The sequence below is a fragment of the Paenibacillus sp. V4I5 genome (assembly GCF_030817255.1).
GTDB lineage: Bacteria > Bacillota > Bacilli > Paenibacillales > NBRC-103111 > Paenibacillus_E.
The window spans coordinates 7703363-7721019 of the sequence record NZ_JAUSZB010000002.1; the positions used below are offsets into that span (position 1 = coordinate 7703363).

The 17657-nt window shown below is 46.1% G+C and carries 20 protein-coding genes and 1 riboswitch; of the genes, 10 read left to right on the forward strand and 10 right to left on the reverse strand.

The genetic code is table 11. The annotated features are described in order from the left end of the window. Positions 1-41: 41 nt before the first annotated feature. A complete protein-coding gene (locus tag QFZ78_RS36485) occupies positions 42-263 on the forward strand; it encodes a hypothetical protein (protein ID WP_307554761.1) in 222 nt (73 codons plus the stop codon). A gap of 176 nt (positions 264-439) precedes the next feature. Here the strand turns inward: QFZ78_RS36485 and QFZ78_RS36490 are convergent, their stop codons facing one another. After that, complete coding sequence (locus tag QFZ78_RS36490) at positions 440-1033, reverse strand: DJ-1/PfpI family protein (RefSeq protein WP_307554763.1); 594 nt, start codon at positions 1031-1033, stop codon at positions 440-442. Between the two features lie 62 nt (positions 1034-1095). Continuing rightward, positions 1096-1174: riboswitch (ZMP/ZTP riboswitch) on the reverse strand. Between the two features lie 150 nt (positions 1175-1324). Here QFZ78_RS36490 and QFZ78_RS36495 point away from each other — a divergent pair. Then, positions 1325-1798 carry a GlcG/HbpS family heme-binding protein gene (locus tag QFZ78_RS36495; protein ID WP_307554765.1) on the forward strand — a complete coding sequence of 158 codons (474 nt, stop codon included), beginning with the start codon at positions 1325-1327 and terminating at the stop codon, positions 1796-1798. Between the two features lie 62 nt (positions 1799-1860). On the opposite strand, the gene QFZ78_RS36500 is transcribed toward QFZ78_RS36495, so the two are convergent. From QFZ78_RS36500 to kduI, 4 genes are read right to left on the reverse strand one after another with little or no spacing between them, the layout of a single operon-like run. Continuing rightward, positions 1861-2691 carry a sugar phosphate isomerase/epimerase family protein gene (locus QFZ78_RS36500; RefSeq protein ID WP_307554766.1) on the reverse strand — a complete coding sequence of 277 codons (831 nt, stop codon included), beginning with the start codon at positions 2689-2691 and terminating at the stop codon, positions 1861-1863. Further along, positions 2692-3444, reverse strand: coding sequence for a 2-dehydro-3-deoxy-D-gluconate 5-dehydrogenase KduD (gene kduD, locus QFZ78_RS36505; protein ID WP_307554768.1), 753 nt, complete (start codon positions 3442-3444; stop codon positions 2692-2694). 18 nt (positions 3445-3462) lie between these two features. Then, positions 3463-4218 (reverse strand): DeoR/GlpR family DNA-binding transcription regulator, encoded by a 756-nt coding sequence (locus QFZ78_RS36510; protein WP_307554770.1) that lies wholly within the window; start codon positions 4216-4218, stop codon positions 3463-3465. A 34-nt stretch (positions 4219-4252) separates the two neighbouring features. Continuing rightward, positions 4253-5086: a 5-dehydro-4-deoxy-D-glucuronate isomerase gene (gene kduI / locus QFZ78_RS36515; RefSeq protein ID WP_307554772.1), complete on the reverse strand. Its 834-nt coding sequence runs from the start codon at positions 5084-5086 to the stop codon at positions 4253-4255. A gap of 192 nt (positions 5087-5278) precedes the next feature. On the opposite strand from kduI, the gene QFZ78_RS36520 reads away from it, so the two are divergent. Further along, a complete protein-coding gene (locus tag QFZ78_RS36520) occupies positions 5279-5443 on the forward strand; it encodes a hypothetical protein (protein WP_307554774.1) in 165 nt (54 codons plus the stop codon). 370 nt (positions 5444-5813) lie between these two features. On the opposite strand, the gene QFZ78_RS36525 is transcribed toward QFZ78_RS36520, so the two are convergent. Next, entirely contained in the window at positions 5814-6695 is an 882-nt protein-coding gene (locus QFZ78_RS36525; RefSeq protein WP_307554776.1) for a helix-turn-helix transcriptional regulator, read from the reverse strand. Between the two features lie 134 nt (positions 6696-6829). Here QFZ78_RS36525 and QFZ78_RS36530 point away from each other — a divergent pair, with 134 nt between their 5' ends. From QFZ78_RS36530 to QFZ78_RS36560, 7 genes are all read left to right on the forward strand, one after another. Next, the gene (locus QFZ78_RS36530) at positions 6830-7666 is read left to right on the forward strand and encodes a phytanoyl-CoA dioxygenase family protein (protein ID WP_307554778.1); all 837 of its coding nucleotides are present in this window, start codon (positions 6830-6832) and stop codon (positions 7664-7666) included. Positions 7667-7766: 100 nt separating this feature from the next. Beyond that, positions 7767-8150 carry an AraC family ligand binding domain-containing protein gene (locus QFZ78_RS36535; protein ID WP_307554780.1) on the forward strand — a complete coding sequence of 128 codons (384 nt, stop codon included), beginning with the start codon at positions 7767-7769 and terminating at the stop codon, positions 8148-8150. Next, positions 8114-9025, forward strand: coding sequence for an AraC family transcriptional regulator (locus QFZ78_RS36540; RefSeq protein ID WP_307554782.1), 912 nt, complete (start codon positions 8114-8116; stop codon positions 9023-9025). Before QFZ78_RS36535 ends, QFZ78_RS36540 begins: the two co-directional genes overlap by 37 nt. A gap of 107 nt (positions 9026-9132) precedes the next feature. Next, positions 9133-10638 carry an alpha-glucosidase/alpha-galactosidase gene (gene melA, locus QFZ78_RS36545; protein ID WP_307554783.1) on the forward strand — a complete coding sequence of 502 codons (1506 nt, stop codon included), beginning with the start codon at positions 9133-9135 and terminating at the stop codon, positions 10636-10638. Between the two features lie 124 nt (positions 10639-10762). Then, positions 10763-11080, forward strand: a complete 318-nt coding sequence (locus QFZ78_RS36550) for a cupin domain-containing protein (RefSeq protein ID WP_307554785.1) — start codon at positions 10763-10765, stop codon at positions 11078-11080. 77 nt (positions 11081-11157) lie between these two features. Next, positions 11158-13002: a sensor histidine kinase gene (locus QFZ78_RS36555; RefSeq protein ID WP_307554787.1), complete on the forward strand. Its 1845-nt coding sequence runs from the start codon at positions 11158-11160 to the stop codon at positions 13000-13002. Between the two features lie 6 nt (positions 13003-13008). Further along, entirely contained in the window at positions 13009-13761 is a 753-nt protein-coding gene (locus QFZ78_RS36560; protein ID WP_307554789.1) for a response regulator transcription factor, read from the forward strand. 75 nt (positions 13762-13836) lie between these two features. Here QFZ78_RS36560 and QFZ78_RS36565 read toward each other — a convergent pair whose 3' ends face one another. The 4 genes from QFZ78_RS36565 to QFZ78_RS36580 form a co-directional block, all read right to left on the reverse strand. Continuing rightward, a complete protein-coding gene (locus tag QFZ78_RS36565; protein WP_307554791.1) occupies positions 13837-14901 on the reverse strand; it encodes a TRAP transporter substrate-binding protein in 1065 nt (354 codons plus the stop codon). Positions 14902-14944: 43 nt separating this feature from the next. Next, positions 14945-16237, reverse strand: coding sequence for a TRAP transporter large permease (locus QFZ78_RS36570; RefSeq protein WP_307554793.1), 1293 nt, complete (start codon positions 16235-16237; stop codon positions 14945-14947). After that, complete coding sequence (locus QFZ78_RS36575; protein ID WP_307554795.1) at positions 16237-16740, reverse strand: TRAP transporter small permease; 504 nt, start codon at positions 16738-16740, stop codon at positions 16237-16239. Before QFZ78_RS36575 ends, QFZ78_RS36570 begins: the two co-directional genes overlap by 1 nt. A gap of 266 nt (positions 16741-17006) precedes the next feature. Beyond that, positions 17007-17612 (reverse strand): LysE/ArgO family amino acid transporter, encoded by a 606-nt coding sequence (locus QFZ78_RS36580; protein ID WP_307554797.1) that lies wholly within the window; start codon positions 17610-17612, stop codon positions 17007-17009. Positions 17613-17657 lie beyond the last annotated feature (45 nt).

Consider the following 17657-nt stretch of genomic DNA (forward strand, 5'->3'; position numbering starts at 1 on the left):
TACTTATGCCTTTACACTTAAAACAAAAATGGAGTGGTGAAATGAGTAAAGGCAGAGTTTGGAACAAGGGTAAACGCAACGGAGGTGGCGGACCAGCGGCTGGAACGGGTTATAAGGAAAAGCTAGCGGCCACCATGCAAGCGGAGGGTAAAACCGTCGAGATTATCGATCTTAAGAATCCGATAAATCAGGTTCAACGTATGAATCGTGAGAATTGGGTCGAGAGGCCCGTTCGTGTTAACCGTGAACAACCTAAAAAATAATACAGATAAGCCTATCCAGACACTTTATGAGTGTTGGGTGGGCTTATTTTATTTTGAAAGTTCCCCCCTGTTGTACAAAGTGCAACAACATGAAAGGGATGAGCGAGTAATTAAACACTTTTCTTTCACACTCTCGTCCAAGGCAAAGTGTAAGCCGTATATTCTCGAGTAGCTTATTACTCCAAATTTACATTTGATAACTGTCCCGCTTGATAGTAAGGGTAATCCATCTTTTGTTGAACTTGCTGTACGAAATGTGAATCAGTAAGCGATTCAATGACGAATAATCCTAAATCAATGGATGCCGAAACTCCGCCGCCGGTAAAAAGATTCCCGTCTCTGACGATTCGTTTTTTAACGACTTCGGAACAGTAAGGCGTCAATAAGTCATAAGCGGAAGGATTGGTGGTTGCCTTTTTTTCATGTAAGAATCCGGCTGCACCTAGTAACAACGCACCTGTACACACAGAAGCTTTGTAAGTCACTTTAGCTGAGGTTTGGAGCCAAGTGATGAAGGCAGAGTCGAATCTAAGGCTTCTCGTTGAAAATCCGCCAGGTACAAACAGGAGATCATATCCTGATAGGTCGGGATAGACATGTCTTGCCTTTACAGTTAAGCCTCGGTCGTCCGTAATTTCCTCCTTATTGGAGCAAAAATCCCAAGTGACGTTCTCATTGGCTCCCAAAATGCCCATCCATGTGATAGCTTCAAAGAAGCCAGCGAAGTCTAACGTGGTCATTCCATCGAATAGTACGAATGCCATTTTCATACACAGCCACCTGACCTTTCAATTGTCATAAAAGCACAAAAAAGCATTTGATTAAGGATCAAATACTTTGCCCAGGCGTACGGCTGTTAGCAATGTGCTCCCTCATGGTTATCCATGTTTACGCCAGTCACACATCGGGTTGATTTCTATAATCTTACAATTACTCGCACCGAAATTCAATATCTTTTTTCAAGTGACGACCATGACATAAACCTTTCACGTCCCCATATGAATGGAAGAGGCGTTTGTTGCGTACGTCATAATGGCCGACAAGCTGGGAGGGAATGACTTATGAAATCGGTGTATAAGCTTGAAGTAGAGGAAGCGAGAGTCATGATCGCAGCAGGCATACAAGCGGCAATAGAAGCGAATACAGCCGAAACGATATGTATCGTAGACGATGGTGGGTATCTAATTGCGTTAGAAAGAATGAATGGCGCTCGCAATACGAGCCCGGAAATCGCCATAGCTAAGGCTTTTACAGCTAGCGGTCACAGGCGTTCTACGCATTTGTTTAATCAGCCAGGTGGCCCAGCAACCATCCATGGTGAGGCATTTGGTATTCATGCAATGATGCCAGGTAAATTTGCCATTTTCGTCGGTGGGCTTCCGATTGTGGTGAACGGGAGTGTCATTGGAGGAGTCGGTGTAAGTGGAGGAAATGGAGAGGATGATATTGCGGTGGGGGTTGCGGCGTTAAAGGCGCTGCAGTCTTATTTGGGTAACGCGTATGAAGTCATGACAGAGCCTGATATAAAGAAATAGACATCATTTCAAATAGGAAAGCCCCAGTCCCTCAGATGATAGAGAGAACGGGGCCAATTTCCTTAACTCAAAAGGCTTCTTACGTATTGAATGGTTTCGTCAATCGTATCATCCGCAAGTTGTTCTAAAGAGATGTCGATCCCCGGTTTTACCCGGTGCAGCTTCTCTAAGAACGTTTTTGTTTGGAAAATACCCTTACCAGATCGTACCTCTTGCCGTTTGTTGTTCTGAATGACAACATCCTTAAGATGGGCAAGGACGATACGATCACCGAAAGCAGCAAAGGCTTGATCCAGGAAAACTTCTTGTGCCTCAACAGCAGTAGGTGGCATTAGATTCACTGGATCAAACACAACCCCCAGATTACTGGAAGGAATCTCATCCAAAATTCGAACCATTTTCTCAGTACTAGATAACGTGTGAGTGAATACGGGTTCGAGTCCGATGAAGACACCCCAACGCTCAGCTTCCTCTGCCAATTCTTCAACTGTTTGCTTGAGGATTGCCCAACCCATGGCTTCATAACGTTCGGAATCCTGCGAAAGGTAAGTCGTTAGGTCAGCTGTTTCCGTCGCAACGATAGAGGTACCAAAGTCTCTGGCGAAACGCAGATGCTCTTTGAACCGGTTGATTTCATGACGCCGCTGCAGTGGATCTGGATGAATCGGATTGATATAACAGCCAAGCACGCCAATCCGAATACCAGCACGATGGAATTGCTCGCCAATGTGGTTGGCCAGAGCAGGGCTGAGCCTACCGAGGCTGGTGTCAATATCACTAATCGCTTTGCTGAGTGCCAGTTGAACGAAGTCAATGCCTCGTCCGCTTAGCTTCTCTGTTAATTGCTTCAATGGAAGATGGCCGGCAGCATGGGCTAACGTTCCGATTCCCATCTATCTAGCCATCCATCCGCCGTCCACGCATAGTACGTGTCCGTTCATATAATCCGACGCATTCGATGATAAGAAAACAACAGGACCTTTCAAATCCTCTGGTGAGCCCCAACGGCCTGCCGGAATTCGATCTGTAATGGATTGTGTGCGTTTCTCATCTTTGAGGATAGGAGCTGTATTATTGGTCGTCATGTAACCAGGAGCAATGGCATTGATCTGGATACCTTTCCCGGCCCACTCGTTCGCTAATGCTTTAGTAACACCAGCGATAGCATGTTTACTCGCAGTGTAGCCAGGAACATTAATGCCTCCTTGGTAGGTCAGCATAGAAGCGATGTTCACGATTTTGCCGCTGCCGCGCTCAATCATGTGACGGCCAATCAGCTGGCATAAGAAAAAGGCTGAGTTCAAGTTCAGATCAATGACATCATGCCAATCTTGACGTCCATGGTCAACTGCCGGCGTACGTCGGATGATTCCGGCATTATTGACGAGAATATCGACGCCGCCGTAGATGCCGATGGCTTTGTTTACCACATCCTCAAGGATGTCTTCGTTGCTAAGATCAGCTGCGATCAGCTCGGCTTTGCCGCCTAATGCTCGGATGGCTTCTACCGTTTGTACGCTTTCGGAAGAGGATACGGCAATGACTTTTGCGCCTGCTTCAGCAAGGCCAATGGCCATCGCTTGACCAAGACCGCTGGAAGCGCCGGTTACGAAGGCTGTTTTGCCTGTTAAATTAAAAAGTGTCATGAAGGATACTCCTTTTCACTATTGAGTTACGATCTGGATGCCAGCATCACGGTACTGCTTGGCAATATCAGCGGGTAGGGCACTGTCTGTTAGGATCATAGCCACTTCGGACAAGGCAGCGAACGTTCGTAAGGCACACTGTCCGAATTTGTAATGATCGGCAACGCCATACACCGTTGCACTGTTTCTAATCAATGCACGTTTATAATCGGCATGATCACTCGTGTAGATGGTAAAGCCGTGCTGTAAATGAACACCAGTGGCAGAAATGAACGATTTCTGAATGTTGAGCTTATTCACATATTCCACGGCTTCAGGACCTGCGAGCATGTTGCGCAGACGGTAGCCGCCTGGAACAACCAGCCGAATTTCTTCCTTATGCAAGAGCTCGGAGATAATAAATAAATCGTTCGTTACAACAGTAAGCGGCTGATTTTCCAGCCGCCTAGCAATTTCAAGGGTTGTGCTGCCGCCATCGAGGGCAATAATATCTCTTGGTTGAATGTATCGCAGAGCAATCGTCGCGATTTCGGATTTCTGATCGGCATGCTTAATGATCGGCTCTTTCGTTGAAAGTATGCCGAGCTGATCACTTTGAGCGAGCACCGCTCCGCCATGAATGCGGACAAGCAGCCCTTTTTCTTCGAGTTTGGCCAAATCTTCGCGAATCGTTTTACCTGTAACGTCCAGCCGTTCGCTAAGCTCGTTAACGGTTACTTCTTTCTGTGCCAGAAGTATTTCCATAATGGTTTCATATCTGCGTAGAGGGTTCATCGGTTGTCATCCGTTTCTAAATTGAGGTTACCGACTATTTTAAATCTTTCATGGCCACGGCGTCCATATCATCAAAAATTTGATTTTCGCCAGCCATGCCCCAAATGAAGGTGTAATTGTTCGTGCCAACACCGCTATGAATGGACCAGCTTGGGGAAATGACAGCTTGCTCATTGCGCATAACTACGTGACGTGTTTGCTGCGGCTCACCCATCATGTGGAACACAACCGCATCTTCCGGCATGTCAAAGTAGAAATAAACTTCGGAACGACGATTGTGTGTATGAGAAGGCATTGTGTTCCACATATTGCCTGGCTTCAGAAGCGTCATACCCATAACGAGTTGACAGCTTTTTACGCCGCCTGTGTGGATATATTTGTAAATCGTACGCTCGTTAGAAGTATTGATGCTACCTAAGTGAGTAGGAGTAGCTTCGCTGATGGCGACTTTTACCGTTGGATATGTTTGGTGAGCAGGTGTTGAATTAAAGTAGAATTTCGCTGGATCTGCAGCGTTATCACTAGCAAACGTAATATCCTTCGCGCCAAGACCAATATAGATGCAATCTTTGGAATCCATGTTATACACCGTTCCGTCAACTGTGATCGTACCTCTGCCACCAACATTAATGATTCCGATCTCGCGGCGCTCTAAGAAATAATCAGCAGCCATTTCTTTCTTGTCAGCTTGCAGTTGAAGTGAGCCAGTAACAGGAAGCACGCCACCAATGATGAAACGGTCAACGTGGGAGTAAACCAATTTAATTTCATTAGGTGAGAACAAAGCGTTAATTTGAAACTCAGCTTGCAGGCGTTCAGTGTCAAATTGCTTTACTTCATTCGGGTGTGATGCGTAGCGGATATCCATCGGTTAATCTCTCCTCAAATTTGGTTTATTTATGTTGATATGTGTTCATATAGGTTTAATTTACTCCAATAAGGGGGTTTAGGCAAGAGTTTTTGGACCTATGTTTTAAAAGTTTCTATTTGGGTGAATAAAGTATGCGGAATAAGTAAACAACTATCCATCAGTTAGGTTAATACCTAGGAGGTTAAGTACATGGACAAGAGTCACAATTACGATCGTATAAGTAATGATGCGAATCCCACCAAACCTGGTGAAGAAGCTATATCATCGACAGACATGGTCAGTGAGGCCGTAGAGGAAATCATGGATAATATTAAAAAGGCGTTTTCGACCAGCGATCCCGATGATCGCGATTAGGACGTGGAAGAGCTTCTCCGGAGGAGGGGAGAGCGCTGAAAAGGACCTTGTTGTCTACGTGTGTTTGTGTAGATGACAAAGGTCCTTTTTCATTTAGGGTTAAGGTAAGGCGACGAAGTTTAGGCTAAAGTATTGTATTTTTTGCAACATTCGGTTGGAAAACGCTTGATTAGCTTGCCTAAAGTTGTAAAAAGTAAACTTTACACGGATAAGTATGCGAATGGTTCAGTATTACATCACTTAGGCGGAAATTACTTTGCATCAACCTTATAAACACTCTCAACCAAGGGCGGCGTAAGCCGTTTATTTTCATTGCACTCAATTAAATGGAGATTCTCCCTACGCTCTGTTGAAGCATTCGGACTACTCGCTAGCGTGCATCATTTCGGACAGTTTGATTCATTCTCCATTGGATCGGGGTCATGCCTGTGATGCGTTTAAACACGGTGGCAAAATGTTGACTGGACGCGTAACCCAACTCATTGGCAATCTTTGTTACTGTATCCGTGCCTTCAGTCAACAGTCCGCAAGCATTTTTAATTCGTGCACGTTCAATAAATACCATTGGCGGGAGCCCTGTGTATTCCTGGAAGGTGCGGAAGAAGTGGGAGGGACTGATTCGGACAAAATCAGCCATTTCTTCGATGGCGGGGCGCCATTGCGGATCTTCCGCGATCCGCCCAACCAGGGCATCCAATTGACGTAATAGATCGTCAGCGAGTGAAACCATTTGTTGACTAGGCTGAAGAATTCGAAGCAGCATCCCAAGCAGTGCTTGACGGGTAGCGGAGGTTCGTAATGGATTGTTGGAATTAATCGCATTTCGCAGCTGTCTAATGTCGTCAACGGATTGCAGTCCAGTGTGGGTAACTCTGGGCAGCGCCTCGAGTGCCTGTCTGAAGCATTCACTCTCGTCTTGCGGCAAGCGCAACCAGTTTTCTGAATGCGGTGGTGTGATGATGAACCACCAGAATCGGCTGGGCTCAATCACGTTGAAGCGCCCGCGATGAACCTCGCCAGGACTTGTGTGAAACACGTCACCTGCTTTTGTCTCATAGACGTGCCCATCCAGCTCCCAGCTGGCTTTACCGCGTTCAACCAAAACGAATTCATATCCGTCATGCTGATGATAGGAAAGGGGCAATGCCGACCTAATCTCATCGAAGCCGAAAAGGAGAAGCTCCGGAACTCCTGGTATGCGATTTTCCGTATTGATGTCATAAGTCCAGCGTGGACTTAGTTTCGTAGGCAAGGGGGAGGTCCTCCTCTACGTTCGGATGTTCTTATTTGTCTTATATGTTTCTTATACTACTTTGTAGCTATATGAACGTCAATCAACCAGGAATTAAGTATGATGAAAGTAAGACGTAAAAGGAGGAATTTACGATGACTTTGCAAGCAGATAGAACATACAAAATTACGGCTCAGGATAAGGATACATTCAATCGCGACGGTTACTGGATATCTCCGAAGTTGCTGGATGATGATCAAATCGAACGGTTGCGACTTGCGCATGAGCGGGTTTGGACTGGCGATTACGATGGTGATGGGCTACCGATGAACCATTATCGTCCAAACTCGAACCCTGATGCATTACGCAAGCTAGATAATGGATGGTGGATCAATGACGAGATCCGAAGAACCGTCACGGATCCGTTTATAGGTGAACTTACAGCCGATTTGCTGGAGACCGATGAAATTCGGCTATGGCACGATCAAGTTATTTATAAGCCAGGTGTCGGCGATAAAGAGACGAAGTCTGGCAACGTTGGTTGGCATCAGGACTATGGCTACTGGCAATGCTCCAGCCATCCGAATATGGTAACCGTATGGATCGCGCTGCAGGACACGGATCTAACCAACGGCGGAATGATGACCATTCTCGGCTCTCACAAGTGGGGACTAATACCTGATAGCAATTCGTTCTTCGATCCGAACATGGAGGAGCTTAGGAACAAATATGCGGCAGGTCGCGAATGGGTCGAGGAGCCCTGTATTCTGAAGGCAGGTCAGGCAAGCTTTCATCACGCTCTTACGTTCCACGGGTCCGGCGCGAACAAAACAAATGAGCCTCGTATGTCTGTTGTTGCGCATCTGATGCCGGGCGGTACAAGCTACCGCGCGGGCGTGCAGCGTCATGACAATTCCCGTCTGTTGGGACCGCGCCCTTATCACGGTCAAGCTTTTGCAAATGAGTATTTTCCAGTTTTGTTTAAACGATAATGAAGGCGCAAAATCCCTTCCATACGAGGGGATTTTCTTTTTACCTACAGGCGGTTACAATTGCCTTAATGACGACACAGCTATTCTGGAGATGAAGTACATGGCGAATCCATTAGAACATCTTAGTTTTAATCATATCGGTTCCGCTACGGTCGGTACGATTGTATATCCACCTGGTGGCAGATATGGTCCTCGCATCCAACCAGATATTCAACTCGTTTTTTTACATACTGGTTCTATGGAAGTGGCCATTGATGGCGTACACTTCCGACTGGAGCCCGGCAATGTGGCACTTCTAAAGCCTGGGCACATCGAGTATTTTACATTTGCGGATGAACAAGACAGCTGGCATCGTTGGGTGGCCAGTTACCACTTCGCGCGATTGGTGAAGCAGCAAACAGGTAATACCCCTTCAGAAATAAGGATCTTGGGGGAAAGGAGATTCCCATGCAGAATAGCGATAGTCTTTTCCCCGCCTTTTTGACCGAGCATCACTGCCATCCTCAGGTGATGGCGTATTATTTTAAACAATGGCAAGGCTTCTATATGCCCTTTCATCGCCATGATGCGGTAGAAATCATGTATACCATTCAAGGTTCCTGCGACGTTGAAATCCAAACTCTGCCTACACAGATCGAAAGTGTTAGTCTCAAAAAGGGAGAGTTCATTATTATGGACGCAAATGTCTCCCATCGATTGATCGTTGACGAGGCTGCCCCCTGTAGAATGCTAAATGTAGAGTTCCGCTTTATCCAGCAAAAGGGTGTGTTTCCATCGATTCTTCAGCTGGCCGCAGAAGACAAGCTATTGGCTTCTCTACTGGGGGTAAAATCTCCATATTTGGTATTGCGCGACCCCGATGAGGTTTACCACATTATGAAAAGCTTGGTGCTTGAACTGGATAAAGCTGCTGCCAAAAGTGAAACAATGGTTCAATTGCTCATCGCTCAACTGCTCATTCGTATTGCGCGTCTTAGGCGAGAAGCAGCAAGCAGCGGCATGGCGCAAAGTGAGTGGTATGTGAAACAGAGCATGGATTATTTGCATCAGAACTATGACCGCGACATTCAAGTGAAGGATATTGCCGGAGCTGTAAATTTACATCCCGGGTATTTACAGCGGATTTTCAAATCGTTAACGGGGCAAACTCTTATGGCTTATTTAACTGTGATTCGAATGGAAAAAGCCAAAATGCTGCTGCTTGAAACCGATGTGCCGATTTCTGAAATATGCGATTATATCGGGGTAGGGAGCCGGCAGTATTTTCATATGCTTTTCAAAGACTATACAGAGTTAACCCCTACAGAATATCGTAAATCAATGGATACTCATAAGTCGGATTATCCAGAAAAAAGTTAGGATTTTTGACAAATCACCTCCGATGAAGTTAGGAATTTGATAACGTTTTCTCTTTCGCGCTTGATACAATGTGAATTGTAGACTAAACGATAGAGAGGGCGATAGATATGTCATTTAAGGTAGCTTTTATTGGAGCAGGGAGTATTGGATTTACACGCGGATTACTTCGAGACTTGTTAGCAGTATCTGAATTTCACGATATTCAAGTCGCTTTTACTGACATCAATCAACATAATTTAGATATGGTTACCGAACTGTGCCAAAGGGATATACGAGAAAATGGATTGAACATAGAGATTCAAGCAACTACAGATCGTAGAGAAGCTTTGAAAGATGCGAAGTATGTCTTATGTACGATTCGTGTGGGAGGTCTGGAGGCTTTTGCCACCGATGTGGATATTCCGCTGAAATACGGCGTTGACCAATGTGTGGGCGACACGCTGTGTGCAGGCGGCATTATGTATGGTCAGCGGGGCATTTCAGAAATGCTTCGCATTTGTCAGGATATTCGAGAAGTGGCGGCGCCTGATGTGCTGTTGTTAAATTACGCGAATCCGATGGCCATGCTGACTTGGGCTTGCAACAAGTACGGTGGTGTGAGGACGATTGGTCTGTGTCACGGTGTTCAGCATGGACATCAACAAATTGCGGAAGTATACGGTTTGGAGAAAAAGGAAGTAGACATTATTTGCGCAGGTATCAATCACCAAACTTGGTATGTACAGATCCGTCACAACGGTCAGGATTTGACGGGCGGTCTGCTTGAAGCTTTCGAGAACCATCCGGAGTTCACGCGTACGGAGAAAGTGCGTATCGACATGCTGCGCCGCTTTGGCTACTATAGTACAGAATCAAACGGACATCTGAGCGAGTATGTGCCTTGGTACCGAAAGCGTGCTAGTGAAATCCAAGATTGGATCGACATGGGCAGCTGGATCAATGGAGAAACAGGCGGTTATCTGCGTGTTTGTACGGAGGGGCGCAACTGGTTCGAAACGGAGTTTCCGAACTGGATGAAGGAAAAGCCATTTGTTTATGCAGCTGAGAAGCGCAGTGAAGAGCATGGCTCCTATATTATTGAGGGTCTTGAGACAGGACGCGTGTATCGCGGACATTTCAACTTAGTCAATAACGGTGTCATCTCGAATCTGCCTGATGATGCGATTATCGAAGCGCCAGGCTATGTAGATCTCAACGGCATCTCGATGCCGCATGTTGGGGACCTGCCGCTTGGACCAGCAGCGGTTTGCAATGTAAGTATTTCCGTGCAGCGGCTTGCAGTGGAAGCTGCTGTGCATGGAGATGATAAGCTGCTTCGTCAAGCGTTTATGATGGATCCGCTCGTAGGAGCCGTTTGTAATCCCAAAGAAATATGGCAGATGGTCGATGAAATGTTGGTCGCACAAGAGTCATGGCTGCCGCAATATGGCACGGCTATTGCCGAAGCGAAACAACGTCTCGCAGCTGGGAACCTCGTTCCAACGCGCAGCTATGAAGGTGCAGCACGCTTGAAGGTGAAAACAGTGGAAGAAATGCAGCAGGATCGTGAAGCTGCGAATAAAAATGCAGGTGAAGCGGACAAAGGGAAGGATCGCGCAGCTGTTAACTCTTAATGTTCGTTTAGATTCAAGTATGTTCATTTAGGTGCTTTTCATATATAATTAAAAAGTAAGTGAAGGACCGCTTGCGGTCCTTTTATTTTTCGTTGGTCGTTTAATTATGAAAGGGGAAAGTCAGATGTCTAATATTGGCGTATGGGAAGCAGCCGAGCCAGGCGTTCAGCGCTGCATTCTGAAAGCTGAGGTTGGTTTGATGATGATGGAGGTTCATTTCGAGCCAGGAGCCATTGGTTACCAACACAGTCATGTGCATGAACAAATGTCCTATTGCTTAAAAGGGAAAATTGAGTTTACCATAGATGGTGTGGTGACCGTTATCGAGAAAGGCCAGACGGTATACATACCAAGTAACGCCAAGCATGGTGTTACAGCATTAGAAGAATCAGCCTTATTAGATGTCTTCACACCGATTCGCGAAGATCTTGTAAAACGGTAACCAGTTGCTTTATGCAGCTGGTTTTTCTTTCCTACGCATTGAATGCGTTTACAAATTCGGCGGAATGGAGGCTAAACATGAGTAGAAGAGGCCGTAGAGCTTGGATCTGGTTCTATAGAAGCTTGTTTTTGCGTGATCGTCCACTGACAGTGAAACTGCTCGTCTATTCGGCTATGCTGGTTGTCATTCCGCTGCTTGTGGTTGGACTGATTTCTTACCAGAAATCATCCGAAGTGCTGCGTGAGGAAGCCAATTTGAGTAACAAGCAAATCATTGAGCAAGTCAAGCTGCATATTGAATATTATATTCGAGATTTCGAGATCGACTCGATTCGCATGCAGAATCATCCTTCGATGCAGCAGTTTCTTAGGATGACAAGCGAACAGGAGGTGAAGAATTCAGGCATCCGCGAGCCGATGATGCAGCTTTTGAACGATACTGCTTACTCTCGATCCGACATCTCTCGGATCATGCTGGTTATGGAAAACCAGACGGTCTTAGATACAAGCATGAACAAAAATGTGACCCCGGCGCTGCAATTAATCCAGGAGCCATGGTTTGCCAGTGTACCCTCCAACAGTGATATTATGTTGATCATCAGACCGCCTTCTCAACGCTACGAGCTGGAATATGTGCCTGTTCTCTCCATCGTGAAGCGCTTAGTAAGTCCACTTACCTTAGAACCCGTTGCAACGTTAATTATGGAGGTCAACTTCAAACGGATTCAAGAGATTGCTGAACGAGTTACAATTGGCCGAACAGGGTATTTATCTATTCTCGACTCCTACGGGCGCTATATTTATTCACCTGAGTACACGGATATTGGTCGTTTGTCGGCTTGGGATCAGCTAGAATGGATTTTACAGCAGGAAAGCGGTTCTTACCAAGCGCAAACAGGAGATAAGCCTTTCTACACCTTCAGCCTGTCATCCTATTTAAATTGGCGGTTGGTGACGACGATCCCTGAAGAAGAATTGACACATGGAACCGAGTATATTCGACGAACGATTTGGTGGACGGTCCTTGCCACATTATTGATTGCCTATTTGATTGGGATTGGTTTTGCTACGAGTATCGTTCGACCTGTAAGGGCGCTGCAATTTTTCATGAAAAGAGTGAAAGAGGGCGACTTCCTGGCTCGTGTGGATATCGAATCCAAGGATGAGATTGGGCAGCTTACGAACGATTTTAATAAAATGGTCGAAAAGCTCCAGGTACTTCTCGATGAAATTTACTACTCTCAGCTCCGCGAGAAGGATCTTCAGCTGCGCCAAAAAGAGACAGAACTGAAAGTACTGCAATCGCAGGTTAATCCGCACTTTCTCATGAACGCTTTAGAAACAGTGCGTGGGATGGCACTGGAAAAGGATATGACCGACATCTCTGTGCTCGTTGCTTCCCTTGCTCGTCTGCTGCGTTACAATTTGAATCATGCTGGGGCAACGATCTCGTTGCAGCAGGAAATTCAGATATGCGACATGTATTTGCGGATTCAGAAATATCGATTTGACGATAAACTCACCTATGAATTCCAGATCCCTGAATGGGCAGAAGGACAAATCATCGCTAAGTTCGCTTTACAGCCCTTGGTTGAAAATTGTGTCATTCATGGATTTGAAACAAGCGCACAACCTGTTCATATTGTCATTTCAGCTGCTCAATTAAATGATCATCAATTTGTTGTTGAGATTCAGGATAGCGGTATTGGCATTCCGGCTGCCAAACTCCGTGTCTTACAGCTCGATTTACTGCAGAAGGACATGATTACAGCGGTATCACAGATCGGCATCGTCAATGTACATCGGCGTATCTCTTATCTGTTTGGTGAGGCCTATGGTCTAGAGCTAGAAAGTGGCGCAGATGCAGGAACTCTGGTGAGAATTAAGCTGCCGCTGAAGCCTCACGGAGAGGAAGGGAGGTAGGAGATCATGTACAAAGTCATTCTCGTGGACGATGAAAGATGGGTTCGTGTCGTGCTTCGGAAAGCCGTGGAACAAACAAAGCTTCCATTCGAAATCGTGCAGGAATGCGCGAACGGATTGGAGGCGATAGATGCACTGCAGAAGCATAAAGCTGATTTGGTTATCTCGGATGTAAAGATGCCGATCATGGATGGCATTGCTTTGGCGGAGCAGATGACGCAGATGTTAGCCAATTTAATCCTAGTGAGCGGGTATGACGATTTTCAGCTAGCTCAGAAAGCGATACGCTTTGGGGTGAAGGACTATCTGCTGAAGCCTGTTGAAATGGAGGCAATGGCAGATTGTTTGGGACGATGGATGCAAGACCGGGTAACGAAGACCGCGAGGAGGTTCGTGGATTCCCCGCTAATCGGAACGGACGAAATGTCAGCCATTGAACAAGTGCAGCAGTTTATCGGCTCGAACTTATCCAGAGATATCAGCTTAACGGATGCCGCAGCTCTGGTCCACTTGAACCCCAGCTACTTAAGCCAGCTCTTTAAGCAGCAAACGGGAGGCAAGTTCGTCGATTATGTCATTGAAATGCGCATGGAAGAAGCGAAGAAGCTGCTTATAATAACGTCTTTACGTGTTTCTGAGATCGCGGAACGGCTTGGTTATGGGGATATTTCTTACTTCAGCAGTACGTTCAAAAAGCTGATCGGCTGCTCCCCGTTGGAATATAGGAAATCTGGCGGTAGGCTCGATGAAGCGAAATGAAGTCAAATGAAAAAGGACACCTGAGGGGGAGATTGTACCCCTTAGAATGTCCTTTTTTTACTTTGTTTTGAATGGCTATTTTCTAGCTTTCTCGATAGCTTCTAACGTTTCTTTGTAGTCGTTGCGGTACTTCTCGATAACAGGCTTTACAGCATTTTGCCATGGCCCCAGGTCAGATACGTCTGTAATCGTAACTCCCGCCGCTTTCACTTTGGCTTCGGAATCCTTCTCGAATTTATCCCATTCTGCTTTTTGCGTTTTGACGGATTCAATAGCAGCTTTTTTAATAAGTGCTTTATCATCAGCTGACAGCTTATCCCAAGCTACTTTAGAAATCAAAAGGACTTCAGGCACTCGTTGGTGCTGGTCAAGAATGAGATTTTTGGCTTGTTGAAAATGATTGGATGAGAAGTAGCTTGGATAGTTATTCTCAGCGGCATCGATGACACCTGTTTGCAGAGCATTGAAGACGTCTCCATAAGGCATAGGAGTTGCATTCGCACCAAGTGCATTCATGAGATCAATGTTGACCTTGTTTTGAATAACGCGTATTTTGAGTCCTTTCAGATCGGCGATGCTTTTAATCGGCTTCTTGGAATAGAAATGACGAGCCCCTGAGCTGTAATACGCCAGTCCTTTCATTCGTGAAGACTCTAAGCTATCGAGCAGCTTCGTTCCTTGCTCACTTTCTAGAAATTTCCATTGATGATTATCATTATCGAAAATGTAGGGCAAGCTGAACACTTCATACTGCTTGTTGAACCCGCCAAGTGCTCCCGTACTGACTCGTGTGAATTCAATTGCACCAAGTTGAACTTGCTCGATCACAGCCTTCTCCTCACCGAGCTGGGAGGCAGGGAATACATCGATTTTGATGCGGCCATCCGATGCTTGATTGACAAGTTCGGCGAATTTCTTATCGCCTAGCGTCGTTGGGTAGTCTGCGGGGTGTGTCTCAGCTAGACGGAAATTTAATTTAGGACCATCAGCTTTCTTCGTCGCTGCTGCAGGGCTCGCGGCTCCAGGAGTCGTTGTTGAACCGCTATTCGTCGGTGTGCTGCCGCCACCGCAAGCTGCAAGCAAGAGACTAGTACCAATCACAGTACTTAGAGCCGTGATGTATTTTCTTTTCATTTTCATATCGAATATTCACCCTTTTTATCGTATTAGTTGCGTTGTTTCCTTATTTCATTAAGTTAGGAAGCCACATGACAAGCCCCGGTATATAGGTAAGTATCATGAGCACGACACACATGACATAGAAGAACGGCATCATGGCTTTGGTGCCTTCAGAAATCGAAATATTTCCAATCGCAGAGCCTACAAAGAGAACGGTTCCGACAGGCGGTGTCAGCAGTCCAATGCCTAAGTTTAACATCATAATGATGCCGAAGTGAACAGGATCCATGCCTAGGGTCGTCACGACAGGAAGTAAAATAGGCGTCATGATTAAGATGAGTGGAGCCATATCCATCGGTGCCCCCAGTAAGAGCAGCAAGACATTGATGATCAGCAAAATGACAATAGGGCTGTCTGTGATGCCCAGCATCCAATCCGTTAACATGCCGGGAACTTTGAGAAAGGCAAGTACCCAGCTGAAGGTAGCGGAGGCAGCTATCAGGAAGAGCACCATCGCTACGGTCCGGAATGTACGTTGGAGAATGATCCACATCCGGCTTATGGGAATATCTCGGTACACTAGAAAGGTAAGAATAAAAGCGTATAGACAAGCTAATGCGCCGCTTTCTGTAGCCGTAAACCATCCCGTGAATATACCGCCTAAAATGATAACGGCTGTCAGAAGGGAAAGCAGACCATCGCGTACAATCTTCGGAATTTCTCGCACGGGAACAGCTTCACTCTTCGTATAACCGCGCTTGATGGCGATAATATAACTCGTGATCATAAGGGAGACACATAGGATCAATCCCGGAACTATGCCCGCTAGGAAAAGGGAAGCGATGGAGATTCCACCACCAGCCGCTAGGGAATAGAGCACGAGGTTGTGGCTTGGCGGCACAACGACGCCTTGAATGGCGGCAGAGACTGTAACGCCAACTGCGTAATCGGTGTCATAGCCCTTTTTCTTCATCATCGGAATCATGACAGAGCCGATGGAGGAGACGTCAGCAATGGCTGATCCGGAGATGTTCCCGAAGAACATACAGGCGACACAGTTGACCATGGCCAAGCCTCCGCGTATGCCTCCAACGAGAACTTGAGCGAGATTGATGAGCCGCAGTGCCATCTGGCCTTCACTCATAATTTGCCCGGCAAGAATAAAAAACGGAATGGTCAGGAGGGAGTAAGAGTTCATTCCCTGAATCATCGTTTGTCCCACGGTTGCCAGCGGAACTTTCAAGTAAAGTAGGGTGAGCAATGAAGACCCTGCTAAAGCCAATGAGATCGGAAAGCGGAGGACGATCAGACCAACAAAGGTGATAGTAAGGATGAGAATAGCGATGGTCGGATCCATTATTCGGGACCTCCTTCTTTTATATGTTTATGCCGCTTCGTCTCGATACCAAACAACTGCAAGAGCGCGTAGGCACAGGTCATGACGCCGGTTATCGGCATGATGACATACAGCGTGCTGTTAGGCAGGCCCGTCGCTGGTAATTCTGATTCATTCATCATGACGGTGAAGTCCCATCCAAAATAGACAAGATAGGCACCAAAGGCGAGAATAACAACCTCGATGACTTTATCAAGAACTTTATTGATGGAGGCTGGAAGCTTGTGAGTGAAGGAATCGATGCCCAAATGCAGCTTCTCACGAAAGCCTATCGCAATGCCCATGAAGGAAAACCAGACAAGAAGCAGCATCGTCACTTCCTCCGACCAGAAGAAAACGAAGTCAAACAGCTTGCGGGTCATGACCTGTACGGTGACGATGATGATCATACTAAGCAAGCCGATGAGGGCGGCAGACTCGATAAATGAATCGATACCGAGAGCAATTTTTCGAAGTATTCTCATTGTAATGCGGACCTCCTCTCTCTTTTTGTAAGTGCTTTCATTTGTGTGACTTAAGTATATCGCTCCTTTCGACCCACAGGTATGCCATTGTTTTTAGTTTTTTTTGTAGTTTTTTTAGATATTTGGTTGGAATGAAACAAATAATGAGCAGGTGTCGGGGGACAGCCTGCTCATTATTTGAACGAAAGTATTTTAATGAGTACGAAAAATTTGCTCCAGGTGATGCTCTAAGTAAGGGTGATTTTATTGTTATTCCTCCATACCTTTTAAATGAATTGCATACCCATATATACAGCAACAGCCCATATCATACAAGCAGAAACCTTGTTTAATTTGGTAATGAATAGACCTTGAGGATCCCGCTTACCCACTAGGCGTCCTGCGAACGCTAAACCGAAGAACCAGAGCCAGGAGACTAGAATAACGCAGACAGTGAACGCCAATTTTTCTCCGGCAACATAATGTAAGGAATTTGTACCGATAACTCCAATCGTATCCAGTATAGCGTGGGGATTCATTAACGATACGGAGGCTGCAAACAGGATTTGTTTTTTTGGTTCGTTTTCCCGTTGTGAGGTCATCGAACCAGGTTTACTTTTCCAGAGTACCCATCCCATATAAAACAAGAAAAAGAATCCAAATCCATAGAGCGCTGCTTGAAGCCAAGCGAAGGTTAATACGACGAAAGAGACCCCTAAAACAGCTAATAAAATTAGGATCGTGTCACAAATCGACGCCGTGAGGATGACAGGCAGTGCTCTAAGGTAAGATGGCCCACGGGCACCTTGGTTGAATACGAAAACATTTTGTACCCCTACAGGCAGGATGAGCCCACAACCCAAAATAAGCCCATGTAAAACAGTTTCCAGCAAAACGATCTCCCCCATCTATAAGACTATTCTTCACTAGTATAGAGC

Coding starts and splice junctions, on each gene's coding strand:
- QFZ78_RS36540 (WP_307554782.1), top strand. CDS start 8,114: ATGCAGAATAGCGATAGTCTTTTCCCCGCCTTTTTGACCGAGCATCAC.
- kduD (WP_307554768.1), bottom strand. CDS start 3,444: ATGACACTTTTTAATTTAACAGGCAAAACAGCCTTCGTAACCGGCGCT.
- QFZ78_RS36490 (WP_307554763.1), bottom strand. CDS start 1,033: ATGAAAATGGCATTCGTACTATTCGATGGAATGACCACGTTAGACTTC.
- QFZ78_RS36550 (WP_307554785.1), top strand. CDS start 10,763: ATGTCTAATATTGGCGTATGGGAAGCAGCCGAGCCAGGCGTTCAGCGC.
- kduI (WP_307554772.1), bottom strand. CDS start 5,086: ATGGATATCCGCTACGCATCACACCCGAATGAAGTAAAGCAATTTGAC.
- melA (WP_307554783.1), top strand. CDS start 9,133: ATGTCATTTAAGGTAGCTTTTATTGGAGCAGGGAGTATTGGATTTACA.
- QFZ78_RS36565 (WP_307554791.1), bottom strand. CDS start 14,901: ATGAAAATGAAAAGAAAATACATCACGGCTCTAAGTACTGTGATTGGT.
- QFZ78_RS36495 (WP_307554765.1), top strand. CDS start 1,325: ATGAAATCGGTGTATAAGCTTGAAGTAGAGGAAGCGAGAGTCATGATC.
- QFZ78_RS36560 (WP_307554789.1), top strand. CDS start 13,009: ATGTACAAAGTCATTCTCGTGGACGATGAAAGATGGGTTCGTGTCGTG.
- QFZ78_RS36570 (WP_307554793.1), bottom strand. CDS start 16,237: ATGGATCCGACCATCGCTATTCTCATCCTTACTATCACCTTTGTTGGT.
- QFZ78_RS36535 (WP_307554780.1), top strand. CDS start 7,767: ATGGCGAATCCATTAGAACATCTTAGTTTTAATCATATCGGTTCCGCT.
- QFZ78_RS36530 (WP_307554778.1), top strand. CDS start 6,830: ATGACTTTGCAAGCAGATAGAACATACAAAATTACGGCTCAGGATAAG.
- QFZ78_RS36485 (WP_307554761.1), top strand. CDS start 42: ATGAGTAAAGGCAGAGTTTGGAACAAGGGTAAACGCAACGGAGGTGGC.
- QFZ78_RS36555 (WP_307554787.1), top strand. CDS start 11,158: ATGAGTAGAAGAGGCCGTAGAGCTTGGATCTGGTTCTATAGAAGCTTG.
- QFZ78_RS36575 (WP_307554795.1), bottom strand. CDS start 16,740: ATGAGAATACTTCGAAAAATTGCTCTCGGTATCGATTCATTTATCGAG.
- QFZ78_RS36520 (WP_307554774.1), top strand. CDS start 5,279: ATGGACAAGAGTCACAATTACGATCGTATAAGTAATGATGCGAATCCC.
- QFZ78_RS36500 (WP_307554766.1), bottom strand. CDS start 2,691: ATGGGAATCGGAACGTTAGCCCATGCTGCCGGCCATCTTCCATTGAAG.
- QFZ78_RS36510 (WP_307554770.1), bottom strand. CDS start 4,218: ATGAACCCTCTACGCAGATATGAAACCATTATGGAAATACTTCTGGCA.